This window comes from Chryseobacterium hilariae, from assembly GCF_051400735.1.
Taxonomy (GTDB): Bacteria; Bacteroidota; Bacteroidia; order Flavobacteriales; family Weeksellaceae; genus Chryseobacterium.
Map to the genome: position 1 here is coordinate 115,410 of NZ_JBLFFJ010000007.1, position 16,611 is coordinate 132,020.

Sequence of the window (16,611 nt, forward strand, 5' to 3'; positions counted from 1 at the left end):
ATATATAATTTAGTGTTAATAAAGTAAATATAATGCGTATAATTGAAATATAAAACATTATTATTAAATTTATTTTTAATATTATTATATATTATCATTCTTTTCTGTAAAACTAAATCTTCGTAATTTCTAAAAAAAGCTATGGTTACAGAGACGTTTATAGCTCTAACTTCATGATGGATAAAATTGAGGGAGTACGTAAAATTAATTTAATTTTTGAAGAAATCATATATAAAGTATGCTTACTTAGATTCAAATAGTTGGAAAGGTATTTTACCATGATGATATAGAATTGCATATTTTACGACCGTTCAAAGGAGAAAGCTGTGTCAGCTTTTCAAAAGATGGGTGATGAAAATAATTTTAAGTAGTTCTGCAGGCCTGCCATTTTCGGCAAATTATTTTAAACAGTGATATTTTAACGCTTGCTGGACAAGTTCTTTGTAATTGGTACCAATTGGAATCACCCGTTCGCCGATTTCAATATCATTCGCAGTAAAAGCTGTAATTTTATTTATATTAATGAGGAATGATCGGTGAATACGTAGAAAATTGAATGGCCTTAATTCTTGTTCAATTATGGTGATCCTGTATTTCGTTGTCACATGTCGTTGGCTACAATGGATGGTAATATAATCTTTGTTACTTTCAATATAAAGAATATCAGCAATGTCCAACCTATGAAATTTGCCACCTGACCTGATGGTGATCGATTGGTCTTTTGCCGTAGGCATTATGTCTTGGGGCTGGATTTTTCGGGTTCTAAGATAACGGTCTATTGCTTTAAAAAAACGCTCAAAAGTAATCGGTTTTAATAAATAATCTACAACATCCAGATCATATCCCTCAATGGCATATTCTCTGAAAGCAGTCGTAATGATAACAGCCGGAGGATGCTTCAGCGTTTTTAAAAAATCTATTCCATTCATCTGTGGCATCTTAATATCCAAAAAGATCAGGTCAATTGCCTCATATCGTATAATTTCCAGGGCTTTTAGGGCATTGGTCGAAGTTGCTGCCACCTCGAATATATCCATTCTTTTTAGATGAGTTTGGAGCAACTGAATTGCCAATGGTTCATCATCAACTAAAAGACATCGTACTTTTGCTTTTGAATCGAGTATCATCAATAGTTAAATTGTATATGGTGAGTAAAGTTACAAATCTACCTTCTAAAATATATGTTCTAAATTCATGATTTTTTGAGTAGACCAATGCTAATTGTTTGCGTAAATTGCTCATACCTATTTTTTCCGTATATACATGTTCTTCTTGACCAACATATGTATTCTCCACTTTAAAATGTAGAGCGCCTGCCTCCACTGTTAGATCAATATCGATGCGCGGCTCGCCGATATCTTCTCCAGCACCATGTTTGAATGCATTCTCTATGATTGATAATAGGATGAGCGGGACGATCTGCACATCCTGATCGATGACATGATTGAAACAGACGTTTAGACGCTTGTCATATCTGATTTTTTCCAATGCAATGTAATTCTCCAGCAGATTAATCTCTGTAGACATCGCAACAAAATTGCTGTTGCAGCGATATAGTATATGATCTAAGATTTCTGCCAATCCCGCTATTGACGAAGAAGTGATTGGCGAATTGACCAACGAAAGACTATAGATATTATTTAAGGTATTAAATAGAAAATGTGGATTTAATTGTGCTTTAAGAGCATTTAATTCAGCTGCAGCCTTTTCCTTCTCCAACTGCAATGTGCGTTGTCTTATCAGATATTGGTCTTTGGATAGCTTGATAAAGCCAAAAATCCATGCCAATGAAAAGTTTTGAAGAAAATAATCCGTGAGGAGTTTTCTCAGATCGGTAGCAATTTCCAATATCGACTCTTGGCTATATGGAGGCTTACGTATCAAAGGCTCCAATACATAGACAACCATGATTCTTGAAAGAGCACTAAGGAGATAGCCGCCTATTATAAAATAAAGAATAACGATCAAATAGTTTTCTCCATTTTGAAACTTGGGGATGATGAAATAAGCTACAAAATAAGAGGCCATCATGTAGAAGGAGACGTAAAATAAGTTTTGGATCAGCATATCACGGATACTCATATCCGTTTGATATTGAGGAACAATGAAAACTACCAGCCAGAATAATACGTGGCTAGAAATCCGATAAATGGTGCTATAGCGAATAGTTTTTTCTACAATCGACATGTTAGTATCAAAGATAGTATTTTTATAAAAGAAAGGTATCGGTAAAAGACGGATACCGTAAATAGGCCTATAAATGGAGCTATTCTGTCGACAAAATCCATTTGCCTTCAATAGCATGTTTTAATCTGCTTTATTCGACTTATCTATCGGCAAAGCATTTTTCCTAACTGAGAACCCTGTATTTTCGTAGCAAATCCAATGTTATGAAGACAATAAAAGCGAATATTAATTATTTTACTGATAAGTTTTTTTACAGATCGCGGTCTTGGGCAGGAAATTCAGAAGGTCATTGTAAAGGAAGTGTGCGCAATCTGCAAACACAGTTACCCTTGGAAGGTGCCAGCATTCCTTACAGCTATCGTTCGGACAGAAAAAACCTTTACAAGCGACAGTAATGGAATAAGAGGCTTACTCCCAATAAAAAAACATATATCATTTCCGCTATGGGTATGACTCAGCCCGTAGCAGCAGAAGAATCTTATTGAAATCCAGATAACGCGTATCTTAAACCAACTCGGATATAAAAATGTACAATCAAAATAGCGTCTATTTCAACCATTAATATAATAACTAATATAAAATAAAATGAAAACATCACTTATTTACATTTTACTTGCCAGCTCCACAGTACTATTTTCCTGCGGGAGCAAAGATGAAGATCCAGCTCCCGAACCGCCTGTATCTGAATCTAGTTGGAAGCTGGGTACCTATTCCTATAATAGAGGAGCTTCCTCTCAAGGTAATACCGGTGGCTTGGCAGGAATGACGGTTACGACATCCGGAGATGGAGGTAATCATGGTGCCTATTCGGGCAGCTCATTAACAATTATTTTTCAATCTTCTTTAGGAGCAGGGAAATATACATTGACGAGCAGTAGTGTAATGTCGGCCAATCCTAATGTACGTTATATGTCGCTCCTTTGCACCGTAGGAACTGCAGTCACAAGCGGTGCAGTTAATTATGCAGCAACTGCTACCTCAGGTGGAACAGCAGATGTTACTATAGATGCTAATGGCAAATACCATGTTAATATTACGACTCCTGTTACGCTAGTGAAAGCGTCGGTGCCTGGAAGTGGAATCCCAGGCGCACCAGACACTTACAATTTAACGGTGAAAAACGCCTATTAATATTTCATCTTTCATCTCAAGGCTATCAGCAACAACGTAATAGTTAACAGATAAATCCGTTCTCATGAACGGATTTATCTGTTCTAGTCATATTATAGCCAGATTTTCAGAACATATTTATGGTTGTTCGGAACAGAGAACCTTAAGCGCTTATTGTAGATGACAATCCCAATTATGTTCTGTCTGATCGTTACAAAGAAAACCCTCAAACAAATTGCTATCGATGATTTGCTCCATTTTTTGTTATCTATTGCAATGAGAAAGGAGTTATCTAAACAAAAAAGAGGGGATTTAAATTTGAAAAATTTAAATCCCCTCTTGTGAACTCGCTGGTAGGCTACCCAAACTATTTTTATAATGATATTGAAAATATTTTAGAGCTATATGTTTGAAAATAAGGGTGTTGATATTTTATTCTTTTTGTTTAATTCCTGTTGAATTATCTTAATGGTAATGTTATTCCACAAGTTTCAATATTTGTTTTGAATCTGTTGTGCCCTTAGGTACATTTATATATTTGTTATACTTTGATAATTCAAATGGCCGGAAATATGGTATTTCAAATAAAGTAATTTATGTAGTAGCATTTTTCAATTGGATGCAAATAAAACTTATATTACAGTAATAATTAATCAATAAATATTTAATCCTGACGAATGTGCTTTACCTCAAAATCCAATGATTTTTCACCTTGTACACCGTATTTTGGAGTCGCAAAACCTTCAGGTGCATAACGTTTTGTTCCAGAGCTGTAATACCATTCGTTGAGACCAGTAATCATCAGCTTTGCATGATATACATAATTCTCCGCTTCTTTTTGATAAGGACCGAAGTCGGGAAGGCATTGAGAAATATCTTCCAGTTCAGCCACAAAATCATCGTGAATTGCCATTGCCTTTATAAGTGCATCTTCAAGAGAAAGGTGATGAGTATGATGAAGTAAAAGTATAATGTTAAAGTTTTCATTTTCGGTCGCCATTTCTTTTCTTATAGAGGCAAAATCATTTTGTATCCCTATAATAATGGAGTGGAGAAACATTGCCCTTTGAATTGCCGGATGCTTGTGAATATATTCCGGAAGTGGGGATCCAAGTGCCGGATCAATCATATTACCATAAGCTAACTGACCTATTGAATGACTCCTAATTAATAGATAACGGGCTAATGTGGGATAGGTTTGGGTGAGTTTAAAATGAGTTTCTTCCATGATTCCATAAGTAATAAATTCCCAGAAACCTTTTGCCATTCTTTCAATCCAGAATTGAGGCATACCATTAGCGATCCATTCCTTTCTGGCAAGTTCCATCTGCCTGAACATCCCAATTTCTTCCGGACGTACACTATCACCCATCATTACCTCAAAAGCGCGGTCTCTAAGAGCGGCAACTTCTTCCAATGGCATAATTTCGACATAATCATCAAAATAGGTTTCATACAACAGAAACCGGCATATGGGTATCAGAAGGTCTGCATTGGTAGTTGTGGCCGACATGTAAGGTGCCACCTTTATTATATTTTGATTGATATATCTTTTGACGCTCTCAGGTCCCATATAGGCATAATCGTCTTGTATCCATTGCTTTTCTATCTCATCAAAAGTAAACGTTAGAGGACTTGGAATATGTGGCCAAGGATATTTAGGAATCGGGATTTTAAGTTCTTCTTTCATAAATTTGATTTTATTTGTTAATGAAATTAATAATGAAATTATATTTGTTTTAGTTTTGCTTTTAATTCTGCTGTATCTGGAAATTCCATAGCGTTGTAACGGTCCAGTTTTGTGGATACATTCTTCCAACCACTTAAAACCATGCTCATGTAATGTACCCAATTAATAACTGCTTCCTGCCACTCACCAAAATCCGGAAGAGAGACTTGTAATTCTAAAAATTCTTTCAAGTCTTCATTATGCAGACGCAAATCTTCAAGACATGCCTCCATCAGGGACATTTGTCGTTCATTCTGAATTACCTTCACAATGTTGTAATAAACGCTGTCTGTAGCTTCATCCTTCAAGACAGACTGTACTTCATTGAAATAGGTAACCAAATGACAGGCTAATGTCTGTAAACGTTGTAATACAGGATGTGCATGAATTTCCGGTGGAAGGACGATTCCTGTTTCCACTTCAGTAAGCTGCAGGAAAGGATACAGACAAATAGAATTTTCGCGTAAGGCAATGCATTCAATTACACTAGGATAAGTTTTATTCTTTTTATACTTCAATTCAGTTTTTAGCCCCATGAAATATTTATCGATCATATGTGTAAAACGGAAAAGCGATTCTTCTGGGATAAACTCTAGCAATTCCTGTCTCAAGGAAGCTAGCATATTACCCAAGGGGATTCTAGAATCCTCGCCGGCTATCTTGCCTTTAAGTACTGCAATTGATTGTTTATGTACATATTCAATGTTCTCTGATTCACTTTCTTCATAGAGATCATCATTATACAAGGTCCATAACATTAATCTGCAAATCGGTCTTAATCGTTCAGGAGAAGCAGTAGGAAACCAATGGGAGGCGATATGTGCCGTCTTGGTCATCTTATACTTCTTACGAAGGTTATGATTGTGTTCATAGAGCCAAAGATATTCTCCATCAATCCATTGATTCTCTGTTATTTCTTGCAACAGATCTGCATTGGGGTTCTTTAGTGTGGGGAACGGATACTTAAATTGGGTCTTAAGTAGTTCAAGTGTGTTCATGGTCTTATTTTTTTAAAATTTAACACAAGCTAATTACCATTCATGAATTAATCCAACTTGGAAAAACAAATAAATTAAAGGTGTAAATAAAAACTTGGGGAACTCAGGCTTAGGACATGACAGAAATTTTCTTAAAAATTTAGCTTGAGTAGATTTGTTTAGTCAAAATATAAATGAGATTGGAAGTATCCAATTCACAACAATCCCAATTGACGGTACAAACAATGAAGTGAAATTAACATTCGATCTGTATAGATCATAATATTATGGATAATGAAAGTAAGCTATTAGAAATAGTTTATAAAATCAAATTATCACTAATTATAATTTATGATTATATTTTTCGTTATCGAAATTTCATTTCACTAATTTAAAAAAAAGATAATATAGTCAATAGTTTTTTATTTAATATTGTTTTTCGATAAAAGATGTAAATATAAAGTGTTAACTTGTAATGTATTACATGGTTCTATGTATGCTGATTCATTGTAAGGAATTCGGAATTTCTTACTGATATACAGTGTAAAAATGAAATACAGATGCCACTGAAATACTGGGGCAATTAATAATTAATTATGTGTGAGGATTTCTACTGGGCTGATGTGGGCGATCGGTGAAGGCCAATCAGATGATTGGAAGATAGTTGACGATTATACCATTGAACTGAAAAAATTAAGCACTAACTTTGAAGTTGCTGTTCCACCGGAACCATTCGCAATGAAAGTGGCACATTAATTACACACAAAAAAAATAACAACAATATATTAACTTTTTACAGCTCAATTAGTTATTGAAATTTTTTCAGAATAAACAGCTCTGTTTTTGTCTTCTTTTATTCTTTCAGTTTCTTAAACATTCAGTTAATATTCTCAAAAGCTACCCATTTCTTTCTTCCTCTGGGTGGGATATTCACCTTCCACATAGCCACCATTCATATAGCGGAATGTGTCGTTTGTATGCCATGCGTAAACTCCTGCAATCATAATACCTATGTCCTGAACATAATCATATACAAGTTCTTGGAAAGTATCAAAATAGGGAAGGTTTTTTTGTAATAATAAAAACTCTTCTAAATAATTATCATGTAGTTCAAGAGCTTTCTCATAAGCCTGTGTTAGGGATATTTTTTTTTCTTGTTGCAGTACCTTTACTAGATTCATAGTATCTCCTTCACGGCTGAGTTCTTTTGGTAACGAAATAATATCGTTGTGTATGCCAATCATTAAAGAAGAAAGAGCATATATACGTTTAATAAAAGGATGATCGAAAACATCATCAGGTAGATTACGATATTCTTTTTGAAGAGCGACATAATAGCAATAGGGTTTAACGCCGCTTGTTTCCTCTCGGATCAGCAGATACATAGATAATGGAGGTATCGTATTTGTTCGGTAGTATACTTTTTCTTCTGCATAGCCCACAAATACATCTTTCATTGATCTTGTAAACTTTTCGTATATACGTTCTGGAATTTCACATTTAATAGCATCTTGTCTTAAGACCCAAAATAAATGAAATATGCCATTTTCAGCAGGTTCTATTGGATTTTCACCAGTCACCAAAGCCATTATATGATTAGTTATTCTATACATTTCATCACGGGAACAGCGGTCAAAGTAATCATCCATCATTGCTCCATTAGCTGTGTAATTGGCTAAGGGACGTAGTTCAGCAATTGTTTTTAGGAAGGGACATCCTCGTGATGCAATATCAGCTAGTTGATGTTTTTTGTGCTTTTCACGTGCTTCTTTACTGTGGATGATATATTCTGTATCAATCCAAGTATAATATTCTTCTCGCTGTTGCTGAAAATCAGGATGAATAAAATCAGGGAAAGGATAATGGGGTTTTGGCAGCTGTTTTAAGCTCATGTAAAATTCTTCATTTAAAACTGTTTGCTTCATATATTGTTTTTATGGTTAAAGTCTGTATTAAAGGTATAAATAATTATCAATTCAAATTCACGGCTGTTTCGGGACAACTAGTTGCATTTGGAGATATCCTTATGACGAAATAAACAGAATCAACCAGTCATTTGGTAATGCCCAACTTATCACTCAGGTATGGCAAAATCCTTATGGGTACGCGTTCCAAAAGTCCTTTTTTCAGTTGCTGAATCCATTATTGCAATTCATGGGAAGATTAAACTTCCAGCGATGGAACGCAAAATAACTGTTATATGGATATGTTTGCCAATGCTGAGCTATTTTGAGAAAGTAACGTATTTTGTTGAGATTGTTTATAGATTGGTTACTTGCAGTTTCTAAAAGTCGAAATGTCCGTTATTTGGTATACAGCGGACATCGTTTCAAAACGTATTCTAATGGAGCAATGTAAGAGCCATCCGTGGTTGGCCAAAATGCTTTATGGCTATTGTTGTAGATGCTTACATTGTTGTCCATGTAAATTTGGAGCGTAACGGTGACATCATACTGCTGTGCACTGTCACTGGTCGATGAGCCGATACCCGTTTCTTTGATCTTGCCTCCATCATCCTTGATAGTAGCACTACTTCTGCCAATGGTCGAACTGGTCATGTATCCCTTTGCCTGGCTTATAGTACCCTCAATAATATACTCCGTACCTAAAATATCAGCGAGGTTCTTCATACTAAAACCGATCATTTTCTCACGGGTCACCCCTGCTTGTATTAAGGCCGCATTAGTTGTTCGCGGATCAATAATCTTATATCCCGAGGAATGCTGAGATAGAAAAGCATAGGCGTCTTGCTGTGCCTTGATACCTATTTCTTCTGCGCCTTGTTGATTGTCCATCAGGAAGGTAAAGGGAAGGATGGCGATCCGGTTATGGTGCTCGCTTGGGCTGGCTACCATCGATACGGGCTCTTTCTGACGTATCTGTACCGTACTGTTTCCAGCAAAGTCTTCAACGCGTCCGCTTGAATGGACGATTTTGCTGACATCAATCTTTTTAATCACATACTCTGCAGTTTCTCCAGCGTAAACAAATGTAATGTCGTTATCAGTGACGCGCAGTATTTTGCCTTTGAGTATTTCTCCGTTGGTTTTTTGGAGCATATCCTCTTTACCGGTCTGGATTCCCTGAGCAAAAGCTCCAGTTGAGAGGAACGCACAAAAAATAAGAATGTAAATTTTCATAATAGTATAGTTTAATCAAAAATAACAATTATAATTTTTTCAGTTTGTCTTTTGAGCTTTATTTTTTAACATACTGTTTAGAAGATTAAATAGCCATTGTCGGCTTTTTAGAATGTTGAAGGTATATCAGGAAAAGTCCAACAATCTTTACAGTGCTTGCGACTGATTATTCTATAATAAGATCCGGGATAGTTTCAGAAACTGAATTAAAAAATTTCGTTAATGTTGCATCTCCTGTTCCCAAAATACGAGTAACCATCATGACTTTTACTATGTTGGTACGTGGTACCTTAATTTCTTCTTTTTTGGAAAATGAAGGATTTTTTTGTATTCCGCGGAGTGCAAACAAAGAAAAACTAATTGTCCAAAATAAAAATCGACGTATTCCAGCTTCCGATGCTGGAATTAATAATGTATATTTTAGAGCCTCTTGTAAATTTTTATAAGCAATATTTACCATTTCAGTTTGCGATTTTCTATAATTTTCGTTGTAGTTTTCAGGTTTAAGATGATATAGCTCATTTCCGTACAGGCTGCGGGGTAACCAACAGATCCCATCTTTACGATCTTCCCAATGATCATAAAGAATATTGGAAATCTGTAATCCTCTTCCAAATGATATTGCAAGTTTTTGCATTTCATTACTTCTGTGCTATTTTATTAGAATAATCCGAGAAAAGGTCCGTGAGCAATTCTCCGACAACACCAGCAGCATGGTAACAATAGTTATTTACATCGTCTAGTGTCTCAAGACCGCCTTCACTTCGCCGTTCTAAAAAGTTCTGCATTCCCTCCCACATAATTTTTACACATCGCTGGATTGCCTCTCTTTGCCTTGTATTGAATGTTTGTATTATTTTTAGCACTAGCGGTAAATTATAGAGAAGGTCACGTTCAGCTTTATTTGTTTGATTTGATAGCTGTGGTGTAACTTCTAATGCGAACTCTTTTGCGCTTTCAATATCATTGTGTAAAATCCATATGAACCTTTTTCCATAATAAAATTTTTGCTCCATAGTCAATGCATTATCGTCTTCAATTGTATCTAATATGCGTGCTAAGAGATAAGCATTCATTACAACACGTCGTAATGGAGAAGGAAGTTGTGGTATTGTAATGGAAAAGGTACGTGAAACGCGAGGAAAAATAGTTTTTAAATAAGTTTCAGCTTGTTCCACTGACAAATCATATTGAGATTTTGATAGTGTATGTTTTTTCATAAGTTAGTAGTAATTGTTTAGAAAGTTAAGAGTTAAAATTATAAAATAGAGTTTTTTAATAGAAATTGTGTGGCAGTTGTTTTAAAAGTTCTAATTGGTTTATCGTTAATATACAGAGATGTTTTATTAAGCATTTCGCGCGAATGGCATGATTGCACTATATCCTTTTTAGATACATTCTTTAGTAGATTTAAAGAACTCAATATCTTTAGGCTTAGGTTCTCATGCTGTACTTTAATTCACACAGTTAATTTTAATGTCGTGCTACAAAACAATAGAAGCTTAATTTAGCATTACACATAAAAAGCTATGTTATGGAACAATTTAATATAAGTCTAATGTGGTGCTAAAAAGCTTACAGTTAATGCTTTAAACTGGTTGTTGCCTCAATATTTCTTGCAGACTTAATTTTATTTTCTCGAAAAAAAGGAAATGAAATTCGGAAATTCTAACAACATACGAAAAGTTCACCGTATAAATATGATTTTCATTGTTGACTTTTGTATGATAATATTTAAATAATTATACAATGTCAAAACACGATGTTAAAGGAAAAGTAGTTTTAATTGCCGGTGGTGGTAAAAATTTAGGTGGATTACTAAGCAAAGATTTTGCAGCAAAAGGAGCAAAATTAGCAATACATTACAACAGCGAAAGTTCTAAAGCTGAAAGTGAAAAAACTTTGGCTGAGGTTCAAGCTCTAGGTGCTGAAGCATTTTTATTTCAGGGTGATTTAACCAAAGTAGAAAATGTTACAAAATTTTTTGATGAAGCCATTGCCAGATTTGGAGGCATTGATGTTGCCATCAATACAGTTGGAATGGTATTGAAAAAACCATTTACAGAAACTACTGAAGAGGAATATGATGTAATGTTTGGTATCAACTCAAAATCAGCTTATTTCTTCTTACAGGAAGCAGGTAAGAAATTGAATGATAATGGCAAGATTTGCACAATCGTAACTTCATTATTAGCAGCTTATACAGGTTTATATTCTACTTATGCGGGTGCAAAAGCTCCTGTAGAGCATTTTACGAGAGCCGCTTCTAAAGAATTTGGAAACAGAGGAATTTCGGTGACTGCTGTTGCTCCCGGTCCGATGGATACCCCTTTTTTCTATGGACAGGAAAGTGCCGATGCAGTGGAATATCACAAATCGGCTTCGGCTTTGGGAGGTCTTACCAATATTCAAGACATTGCTCCATTAGTTGAATTTTTGGTAACTGACGGATGGTGGATTACGGGGCAAACTATTTTTGCAAACGGTGGTTATACAACCAGATAATTAATTAAAACCAGCTGCTTATTTAGTGGCAGCTGGTTTCATCATTTTTAATATATAAATTTCTTCAGATAAGAACGAACAACATAGTGTAATCAGAAAACAGCCAAAACGTGCTTTTCTTAAGAAAAAAATCTTGTGTTTGATTTCAAATGATATTGCCTTCCAAAAGGCGGTAAATTAGTTTTTGATGGACATAGTAACCCTGAAAATCCCAAGGTGCTTATTCAAACGATTGATAAGTGGTTTTGTGTATCATGCACATTGATAAATGGATGGAAACATACTGCCTACTGCCGATATTGATATTACCGACTATACCAATATTCTTATAAACAGTCGTACTGACTGTATTTTTAATTTTTCATTACGTTTTTTAACGTTCAAGACATTGCCGGTGTGAGCTCTCTTTTGGTAATCAGCCTATAGATATCCAAAAAATAAGTTGCTTATTTACAGCGGTTCTTAGTCCTATCTGGCCAATCCGAAATGTTGAAAATGTTTGGTAAATGGAACATCAATAACAGAGCTTAAAGCAGATTCCGCATTCCAAATACTTTAAAACAGTATTTCACCACATGAAGAAGTTTTATAATTTGGAAATATAAATAAACAGTTGAAAAACAGATGATTATAAAGGGGCGTGTAAGTGATTAATTCCGAAAAGCTAACATATTTTCTATATAGTAAATCATACATTAGTCCTTACTTTGCATAGAAACACACTTTAATGACAAAAAAAATTCTATTCTGTCTATACCTGTTGTTTAGTTTTGCTGATGAACAATTGAATTACAAATCACAAATTGACACGGAAATAGAAAATGCAAAAGATTTATATGAAAATGAATTCAACAAAATTATGGAACTTTCCAAAAAAGTTAACCAAATTTCAGAAAAAAGAATAAGTCTATATACTCAATTGAATAACAGCATAGCAAATACAAAAAACAAAGTTCTAAATACTCCTTTAAAATACACAATGGTTGAACAAGGAGAAAAACATCCCCATCTTATAGTTATCATACCCTCTGTTGTCATTATTTTTTTACTAAATAATTGGGCTTGGAAAAATAACCAGAAAAAGCAAAATAAAAGAGATGAAATAACCATTAATCAATTAAAAGAAGAAACAACAGTAACCGAATTTAAGTCTATTTTATTACAAGCTGATAATAAAAAGGCAGATAATATTATTAGTATTTCTGAAGACACCACTATATCTCTGCTCAACAAACTTTCAAGGTTTGAAAAATCCGAGAAATTTTTGAAAAAAGATTTAACACTTACCACTTTGTCAAGTTCACTAAATACGAATCCAAGATATCTTTCAGAAATAATCAAACAGCATAAAGGCAAGAATTTCAATAACTACCTTAACGGACTTCGGATACAATACATTACCAGTAAATTAACTGACACACCCGTCTTTAGAGAATATAAAATCAGCTATCTTGCTGAAGCCTGTGGCTTTTCCTCTAGGGAAGTTTTTTCTGTAATATTCAAAAAAGAAATGGGTGTTACGCCATCTCATTTTATAAGCGTGCTTAAAAAAAATGTAAATGATCTGGAGTAAAAATAATATATAAAACCTACTTTTATTCCTGTCTTTGATTCGTAGATTAATTTGTATTTTTAAATATGTAAATTAAATTATTTGAATTATTAGTGGTTTACTATTAATTGTATTAATTCTTTTTTAACAGGAAAGTTCAAAGCTATATCTTCTTATAATATTTATATCATGGATTTTTTTAACCATATCAAAACAGTTATCAGTATTATATTAAGCCTAGGTATAGGTAGCCTACTCAATGGTACTGTAAAGTTTGTTCAACATCCTGGAAGAACAAAACCCTATTGGGTTCATTTATTATGGGTATTGTATATATTTTTGTTGATGATTCACTTTTGGTGGTGGGAATATGGCCTTAGAGATGTTAGAATATGGACATTTACTGAGTATATATTCATCATCATGTATATTATCTTCTACTTTACATTATGTCAGCTTCTATATCCATCAGATGTTAAAGATTATGATGATAATTACAAGAATTATTTTTTTTCAAGAAAGAAATGGTTTTTTTTATTGCTCATTGTGATTTATTTCATTGATATTTTTGACACTTTAATTAAAGGACCTGTTTATCTGGAAAAGCTAATGCCGTTATATGCGATAAGAATGGTGAGTCATATTTCACTATGTGCCATATTTGCATTTTTAAAAACCCGCCGTTCAGCTTGGTATGGAGGTATGGTGATATTTTTTATTTTGTTTGAACTGTATTTTATCTTCAACAAATTTTATAATGATTAACTCCTCTTGGATTTACATATCATTTCATTAGGTTAAATTCTCAACCAATAATACCTTCTTCAGGAATAAGTATATAAGTATTTTTTTTACAAAGATTAAATAAGACCTTCACCATTCTAATATGTTGTTTTTTCCTGTCTTAAAAGACATAATACACATATTATCAGATGTAATAATTTGTAAAACATTAAAACGACCAATAAAAATATCACCAAATAGTAAGTGAAAAAAAATTGAGTTATTATGCATGGTTTGGTGTGATAAATTGTGAAAACATCACATATTGCTCCCCAAAATGCCCAATAATTTAAGGTAAACAATACTACATTTGGTGATATAATTAAAATTTAAGTTTTATGAAAAATTCATTAAAGATCTCGTTCCTTGCGTTGTTCCTCATTCTATTAAATTCATGTGGTGCCATTACCACCTATGATGCTCCTCTTGAGCCCGGACAAACTGTTTATCAGAGACAAGATTCACGGCCTCCACAAACAGAAACCAGATCAGAAAACACCAACACTATTCCTGAACCAGGGCAAACAGAAATGAAACGTGATAATGAAAACAATAATGACAATATTCCTGAGCCGGGACAGACTGATATGAAACCAAATGATGATAAAGATAATGTTCCGGAACCTGGACAAACTGAAATGAAAGATGAAGAAGAGCAATAATTTAAGTCATTACATTTTTAACCTATAAAAGATCAATTATGATGAGCAAAGGTTTTATAGTAACAACGGCAATATTATCAAGTATTTTTACATCCAATGTAACTGCCCAGTCAGGAAAACTATTTTCAGGGAAATTTTCCAGCGAAGGTGATGTAACTGCATCAGGAATTATGACCATGGAACTGTCACAAACAGATGCCAAAATAGAAGGTGTATCGAATTACCAAAGTACTACTGACGATTCAGATACCGGAATGCTTTCAGTAAATGGGTATGTTAAAAATAATATTGGTTATATCCGGTTCAGGGATCAGAGGGGAAATGCGGTAGCTGATGGCAATATCAGTATAAAAGATGCAACGACACTATATTTTAAACAGACTACTGCCACCTCACTACTTCCTTCTGTGACCTATTTGTATGAAAAAGGAAGATATCCAAATACAGCCAGTGTATCGAAAAAAAGCTATACAGGATCCTATTCCAATGAAGGTGATACAACAGCAAAAGGAATTATTTCATTTCAGATGACCCAGTCTGGAAGCAAAATAGAAGGTACAGCAAATTATAAGACAAACAATGATCAGCTCGATACAGGTATTTTATCCATAAATGGTTATGTAAAAGGGGATACTGCTTATATAAGGTTCAGAGACCAAAAAGGGCAAACAATAGCGGATGGAATTTTATTTCCTAGTGGTTCAAATACTGGTTTTAAACAAACAACATCTTCAAATATCCTGCCTATAGAAGCGATATTGTACAGGTAATTAATAAACATATAAATAAAATCGAAATGAATAAGTACAAAAAAATTACATTTTTAAAGCAATATAAAAATACATTACTGATAGCAGGTTTAATATTAGTTGTTAGCTGTGCTCCAACCGTAAATTACATTGGAAAAAATTATAACCCCACTGAAAATATTGATGTATTTTTAGATACCAATGATGTAAAGAAAAATTATGAGGTTATAGGAAAAGTGGATGGTATTTCGGGAATACTGGGTTCAAGTTATCAGGATATTCAGGATAAAATTGTTCAGAAGGCGAAAGAAAAAGGAGCGGATGCCGTTATTCTTTACAATATGGAGCAAAGAATCATTGGTTCAACATCTTCATCGAATACCGAACACAGGCAATGGATGAAAAATACGACAACATCATCAAGTAATGTAACAGAGGATGTTTTGCATGCTGATTTCATCAAGTATATTCCATAATTCCGGCTATAATCGAAATCAAAAATGAAAGCAAAACTCTTACTAATAAGTTCATTTGCAGTGGTTGCTGCTACCGGCTGTAAGGAAAATGGAACAAAAGAAATAACCAAAACAGAAATTGCAGTTGAGAAAAATAATCAGCAGCTGCCCGATAAAACTACTGGTTCTTCAAAAGAGGGTGCTCTTAAAATAGAAGGAGACCGTGTGATCATTCCCAACTTCAAAATAGAAGTTAACCTTTCTGATAAAGCTGTGGAATTATTGCAAAAAAATAAGGAATCAATAATAGCTTCTTTATTTTTCTATGGCGATGTTGCCGACGAAAATTCCTTACCGGCAGATATTAAAAAAGAACTGGGGCCTAATGGATTGAAGCTTCTCGTCTATGATATGGAGAAGATAAATGTTACTCAGTCAAATGAATTGGAGATTACCCATCTAAGTTTTCCTAAAAGATTATATGATGCTCTTTCCGATAAAGACATCTATGTTAACATCAATGTATTCAGTGGGAGAAGAGTATTTAAAGATAACGTTCTAGACATGGAATTTTATGATTCTAAGTTTAATGAAATTATTTCTCACAGTGGCTTTATCAATTTAAACGGCCGGCTTTTGGCAGAGAATAAGAACTAAAAAATTTGTTATTTTCAAGCTCTTCCTTTTGGTTTTAGACCTGCAAAGGGGGAGCTTCTTTTATAGATCTGAAATAAAATTTTATTGGAGTTTTGACGTCACGAA

18 protein-coding genes are annotated in these 16,611 nt (G+C 34.0%); 10 read left to right on the top strand and 8 right to left on the bottom strand.

Going from position 1 to position 16,611, the window contains the following annotated elements; genetic code table 11:
- Positions 1 to 398: 398 nt before the first annotated feature.
- The gene (locus tag ACMGDK_RS18660; RefSeq protein WP_436809322.1) at positions 399 to 1,037 is read right to left on the bottom strand and encodes a LytR/AlgR family response regulator transcription factor; all 639 of its coding nucleotides are present in this window, start codon (positions 1,035 to 1,037) and stop codon (positions 399 to 401) included.
- Positions 1,038 to 1,083: 46 nt separating this feature from the next.
- A complete protein-coding gene (locus tag ACMGDK_RS18665; RefSeq protein WP_436809323.1) occupies positions 1,084 to 2,298 on the bottom strand; it encodes a sensor histidine kinase in 1,215 nt (404 codons plus the stop codon).
- A gap of 92 nt (positions 2,299 to 2,390) precedes the next feature.
- On the opposite strand from ACMGDK_RS18665, the gene ACMGDK_RS18670 reads away from it, so the two are divergent.
- Both ACMGDK_RS18670 and ACMGDK_RS18675 read left to right on the top strand, forming a co-directional pair.
- The gene (locus ACMGDK_RS18670) at positions 2,391 to 2,582 is read left to right on the top strand and encodes a hypothetical protein (RefSeq protein WP_436809324.1); all 192 of its coding nucleotides are present in this window, start codon (positions 2,391 to 2,393) and stop codon (positions 2,580 to 2,582) included.
- Between the two features lie 190 nt (positions 2,583 to 2,772).
- Complete coding sequence (locus tag ACMGDK_RS18675; RefSeq protein ID WP_436809325.1) at positions 2,773 to 3,318, top strand: hypothetical protein; 546 nt, start codon at positions 2,773 to 2,775, stop codon at positions 3,316 to 3,318.
- A gap of 643 nt (positions 3,319 to 3,961) precedes the next feature.
- Here ACMGDK_RS18675 and ACMGDK_RS18680 read toward each other — a convergent pair.
- Together ACMGDK_RS18680 and ACMGDK_RS18685 are read right to left on the bottom strand one after the other, a co-directional pair.
- A complete protein-coding gene (locus tag ACMGDK_RS18680) occupies positions 3,962 to 4,987 on the bottom strand; it encodes a terpene synthase family protein (protein ID WP_436809326.1) in 1,026 nt (341 codons plus the stop codon).
- Between the two features lie 38 nt (positions 4,988 to 5,025).
- Entirely contained in the window at positions 5,026 to 6,024 is a 999-nt protein-coding gene (locus ACMGDK_RS18685) for a terpene synthase family protein (protein WP_436809327.1), read from the bottom strand.
- 579 nt (positions 6,025 to 6,603) lie between these two features.
- Here ACMGDK_RS18685 and ACMGDK_RS18690 point away from each other — a divergent pair.
- A complete protein-coding gene (locus ACMGDK_RS18690) occupies positions 6,604 to 6,759 on the top strand; it encodes a hypothetical protein (protein WP_436809328.1) in 156 nt (51 codons plus the stop codon).
- 134 nt (positions 6,760 to 6,893) lie between these two features.
- Here the strand turns inward: ACMGDK_RS18690 and ACMGDK_RS18695 are convergent, their stop codons facing one another.
- From ACMGDK_RS18695 to ACMGDK_RS18710, 4 genes are all read right to left on the bottom strand, one after another.
- Positions 6,894 to 7,928, bottom strand: a complete 1,035-nt coding sequence (locus tag ACMGDK_RS18695) for a terpene synthase family protein (RefSeq protein WP_436809329.1) — start codon at positions 7,926 to 7,928, stop codon at positions 6,894 to 6,896.
- A gap of 378 nt (positions 7,929 to 8,306) precedes the next feature.
- Positions 8,307 to 9,143, bottom strand: a complete 837-nt coding sequence (locus tag ACMGDK_RS18700) for a hypothetical protein (protein ID WP_436809330.1) — start codon at positions 9,141 to 9,143, stop codon at positions 8,307 to 8,309.
- Between the two features lie 166 nt (positions 9,144 to 9,309).
- Positions 9,310 to 9,780 (bottom strand): squalene/phytoene synthase family protein, encoded by a 471-nt coding sequence (locus tag ACMGDK_RS18705; protein ID WP_436809331.1) that lies wholly within the window; start codon positions 9,778 to 9,780, stop codon positions 9,310 to 9,312.
- A 4-nt stretch (positions 9,781 to 9,784) separates the two neighbouring features.
- On the bottom strand, positions 9,785 to 10,363 hold the full coding sequence (locus tag ACMGDK_RS18710; protein WP_436809332.1) for a squalene/phytoene synthase family protein: 579 nt from the start codon (positions 10,361 to 10,363) through the stop codon (positions 9,785 to 9,787).
- 529 nt (positions 10,364 to 10,892) lie between these two features.
- Between ACMGDK_RS18710 and ACMGDK_RS18715 the strand changes: the two genes are divergently transcribed.
- The 7 genes from ACMGDK_RS18715 to ACMGDK_RS18745 all read left to right on the top strand — a co-directional run bounded on the left by ACMGDK_RS18715 (position 10,893) and on the right by ACMGDK_RS18745 (position 16,506).
- The gene (locus ACMGDK_RS18715; RefSeq protein ID WP_436809333.1) at positions 10,893 to 11,648 is read left to right on the top strand and encodes an SDR family oxidoreductase; all 756 of its coding nucleotides are present in this window, start codon (positions 10,893 to 10,895) and stop codon (positions 11,646 to 11,648) included.
- 727 nt (positions 11,649 to 12,375) lie between these two features.
- Positions 12,376 to 13,221 carry an AraC family transcriptional regulator gene (locus tag ACMGDK_RS18720; RefSeq protein WP_436809334.1) on the top strand — a complete coding sequence of 282 codons (846 nt, stop codon included), beginning with the start codon at positions 12,376 to 12,378 and terminating at the stop codon, positions 13,219 to 13,221.
- Between the two features lie 168 nt (positions 13,222 to 13,389).
- Positions 13,390 to 13,965 carry a hypothetical protein gene (locus ACMGDK_RS18725; protein ID WP_436809335.1) on the top strand — a complete coding sequence of 192 codons (576 nt, stop codon included), beginning with the start codon at positions 13,390 to 13,392 and terminating at the stop codon, positions 13,963 to 13,965.
- Between the two features lie 356 nt (positions 13,966 to 14,321).
- On the top strand, positions 14,322 to 14,645 hold the full coding sequence (locus ACMGDK_RS18730; RefSeq protein ID WP_436809336.1) for a hypothetical protein: 324 nt from the start codon (positions 14,322 to 14,324) through the stop codon (positions 14,643 to 14,645).
- 38 nt (positions 14,646 to 14,683) lie between these two features.
- Entirely contained in the window at positions 14,684 to 15,415 is a 732-nt protein-coding gene (locus ACMGDK_RS18735; protein ID WP_436809337.1) for a hypothetical protein, read from the top strand.
- Positions 15,416 to 15,441: 26 nt separating this feature from the next.
- The gene (locus tag ACMGDK_RS18740) at positions 15,442 to 15,870 is read left to right on the top strand and encodes a hypothetical protein (protein WP_436809338.1); all 429 of its coding nucleotides are present in this window, start codon (positions 15,442 to 15,444) and stop codon (positions 15,868 to 15,870) included.
- A gap of 24 nt (positions 15,871 to 15,894) precedes the next feature.
- Positions 15,895 to 16,506 carry a hypothetical protein gene (locus ACMGDK_RS18745; protein ID WP_436809339.1) on the top strand — a complete coding sequence of 204 codons (612 nt, stop codon included), beginning with the start codon at positions 15,895 to 15,897 and terminating at the stop codon, positions 16,504 to 16,506.
- Positions 16,507 to 16,611: the final 105 nt, after the last annotated feature.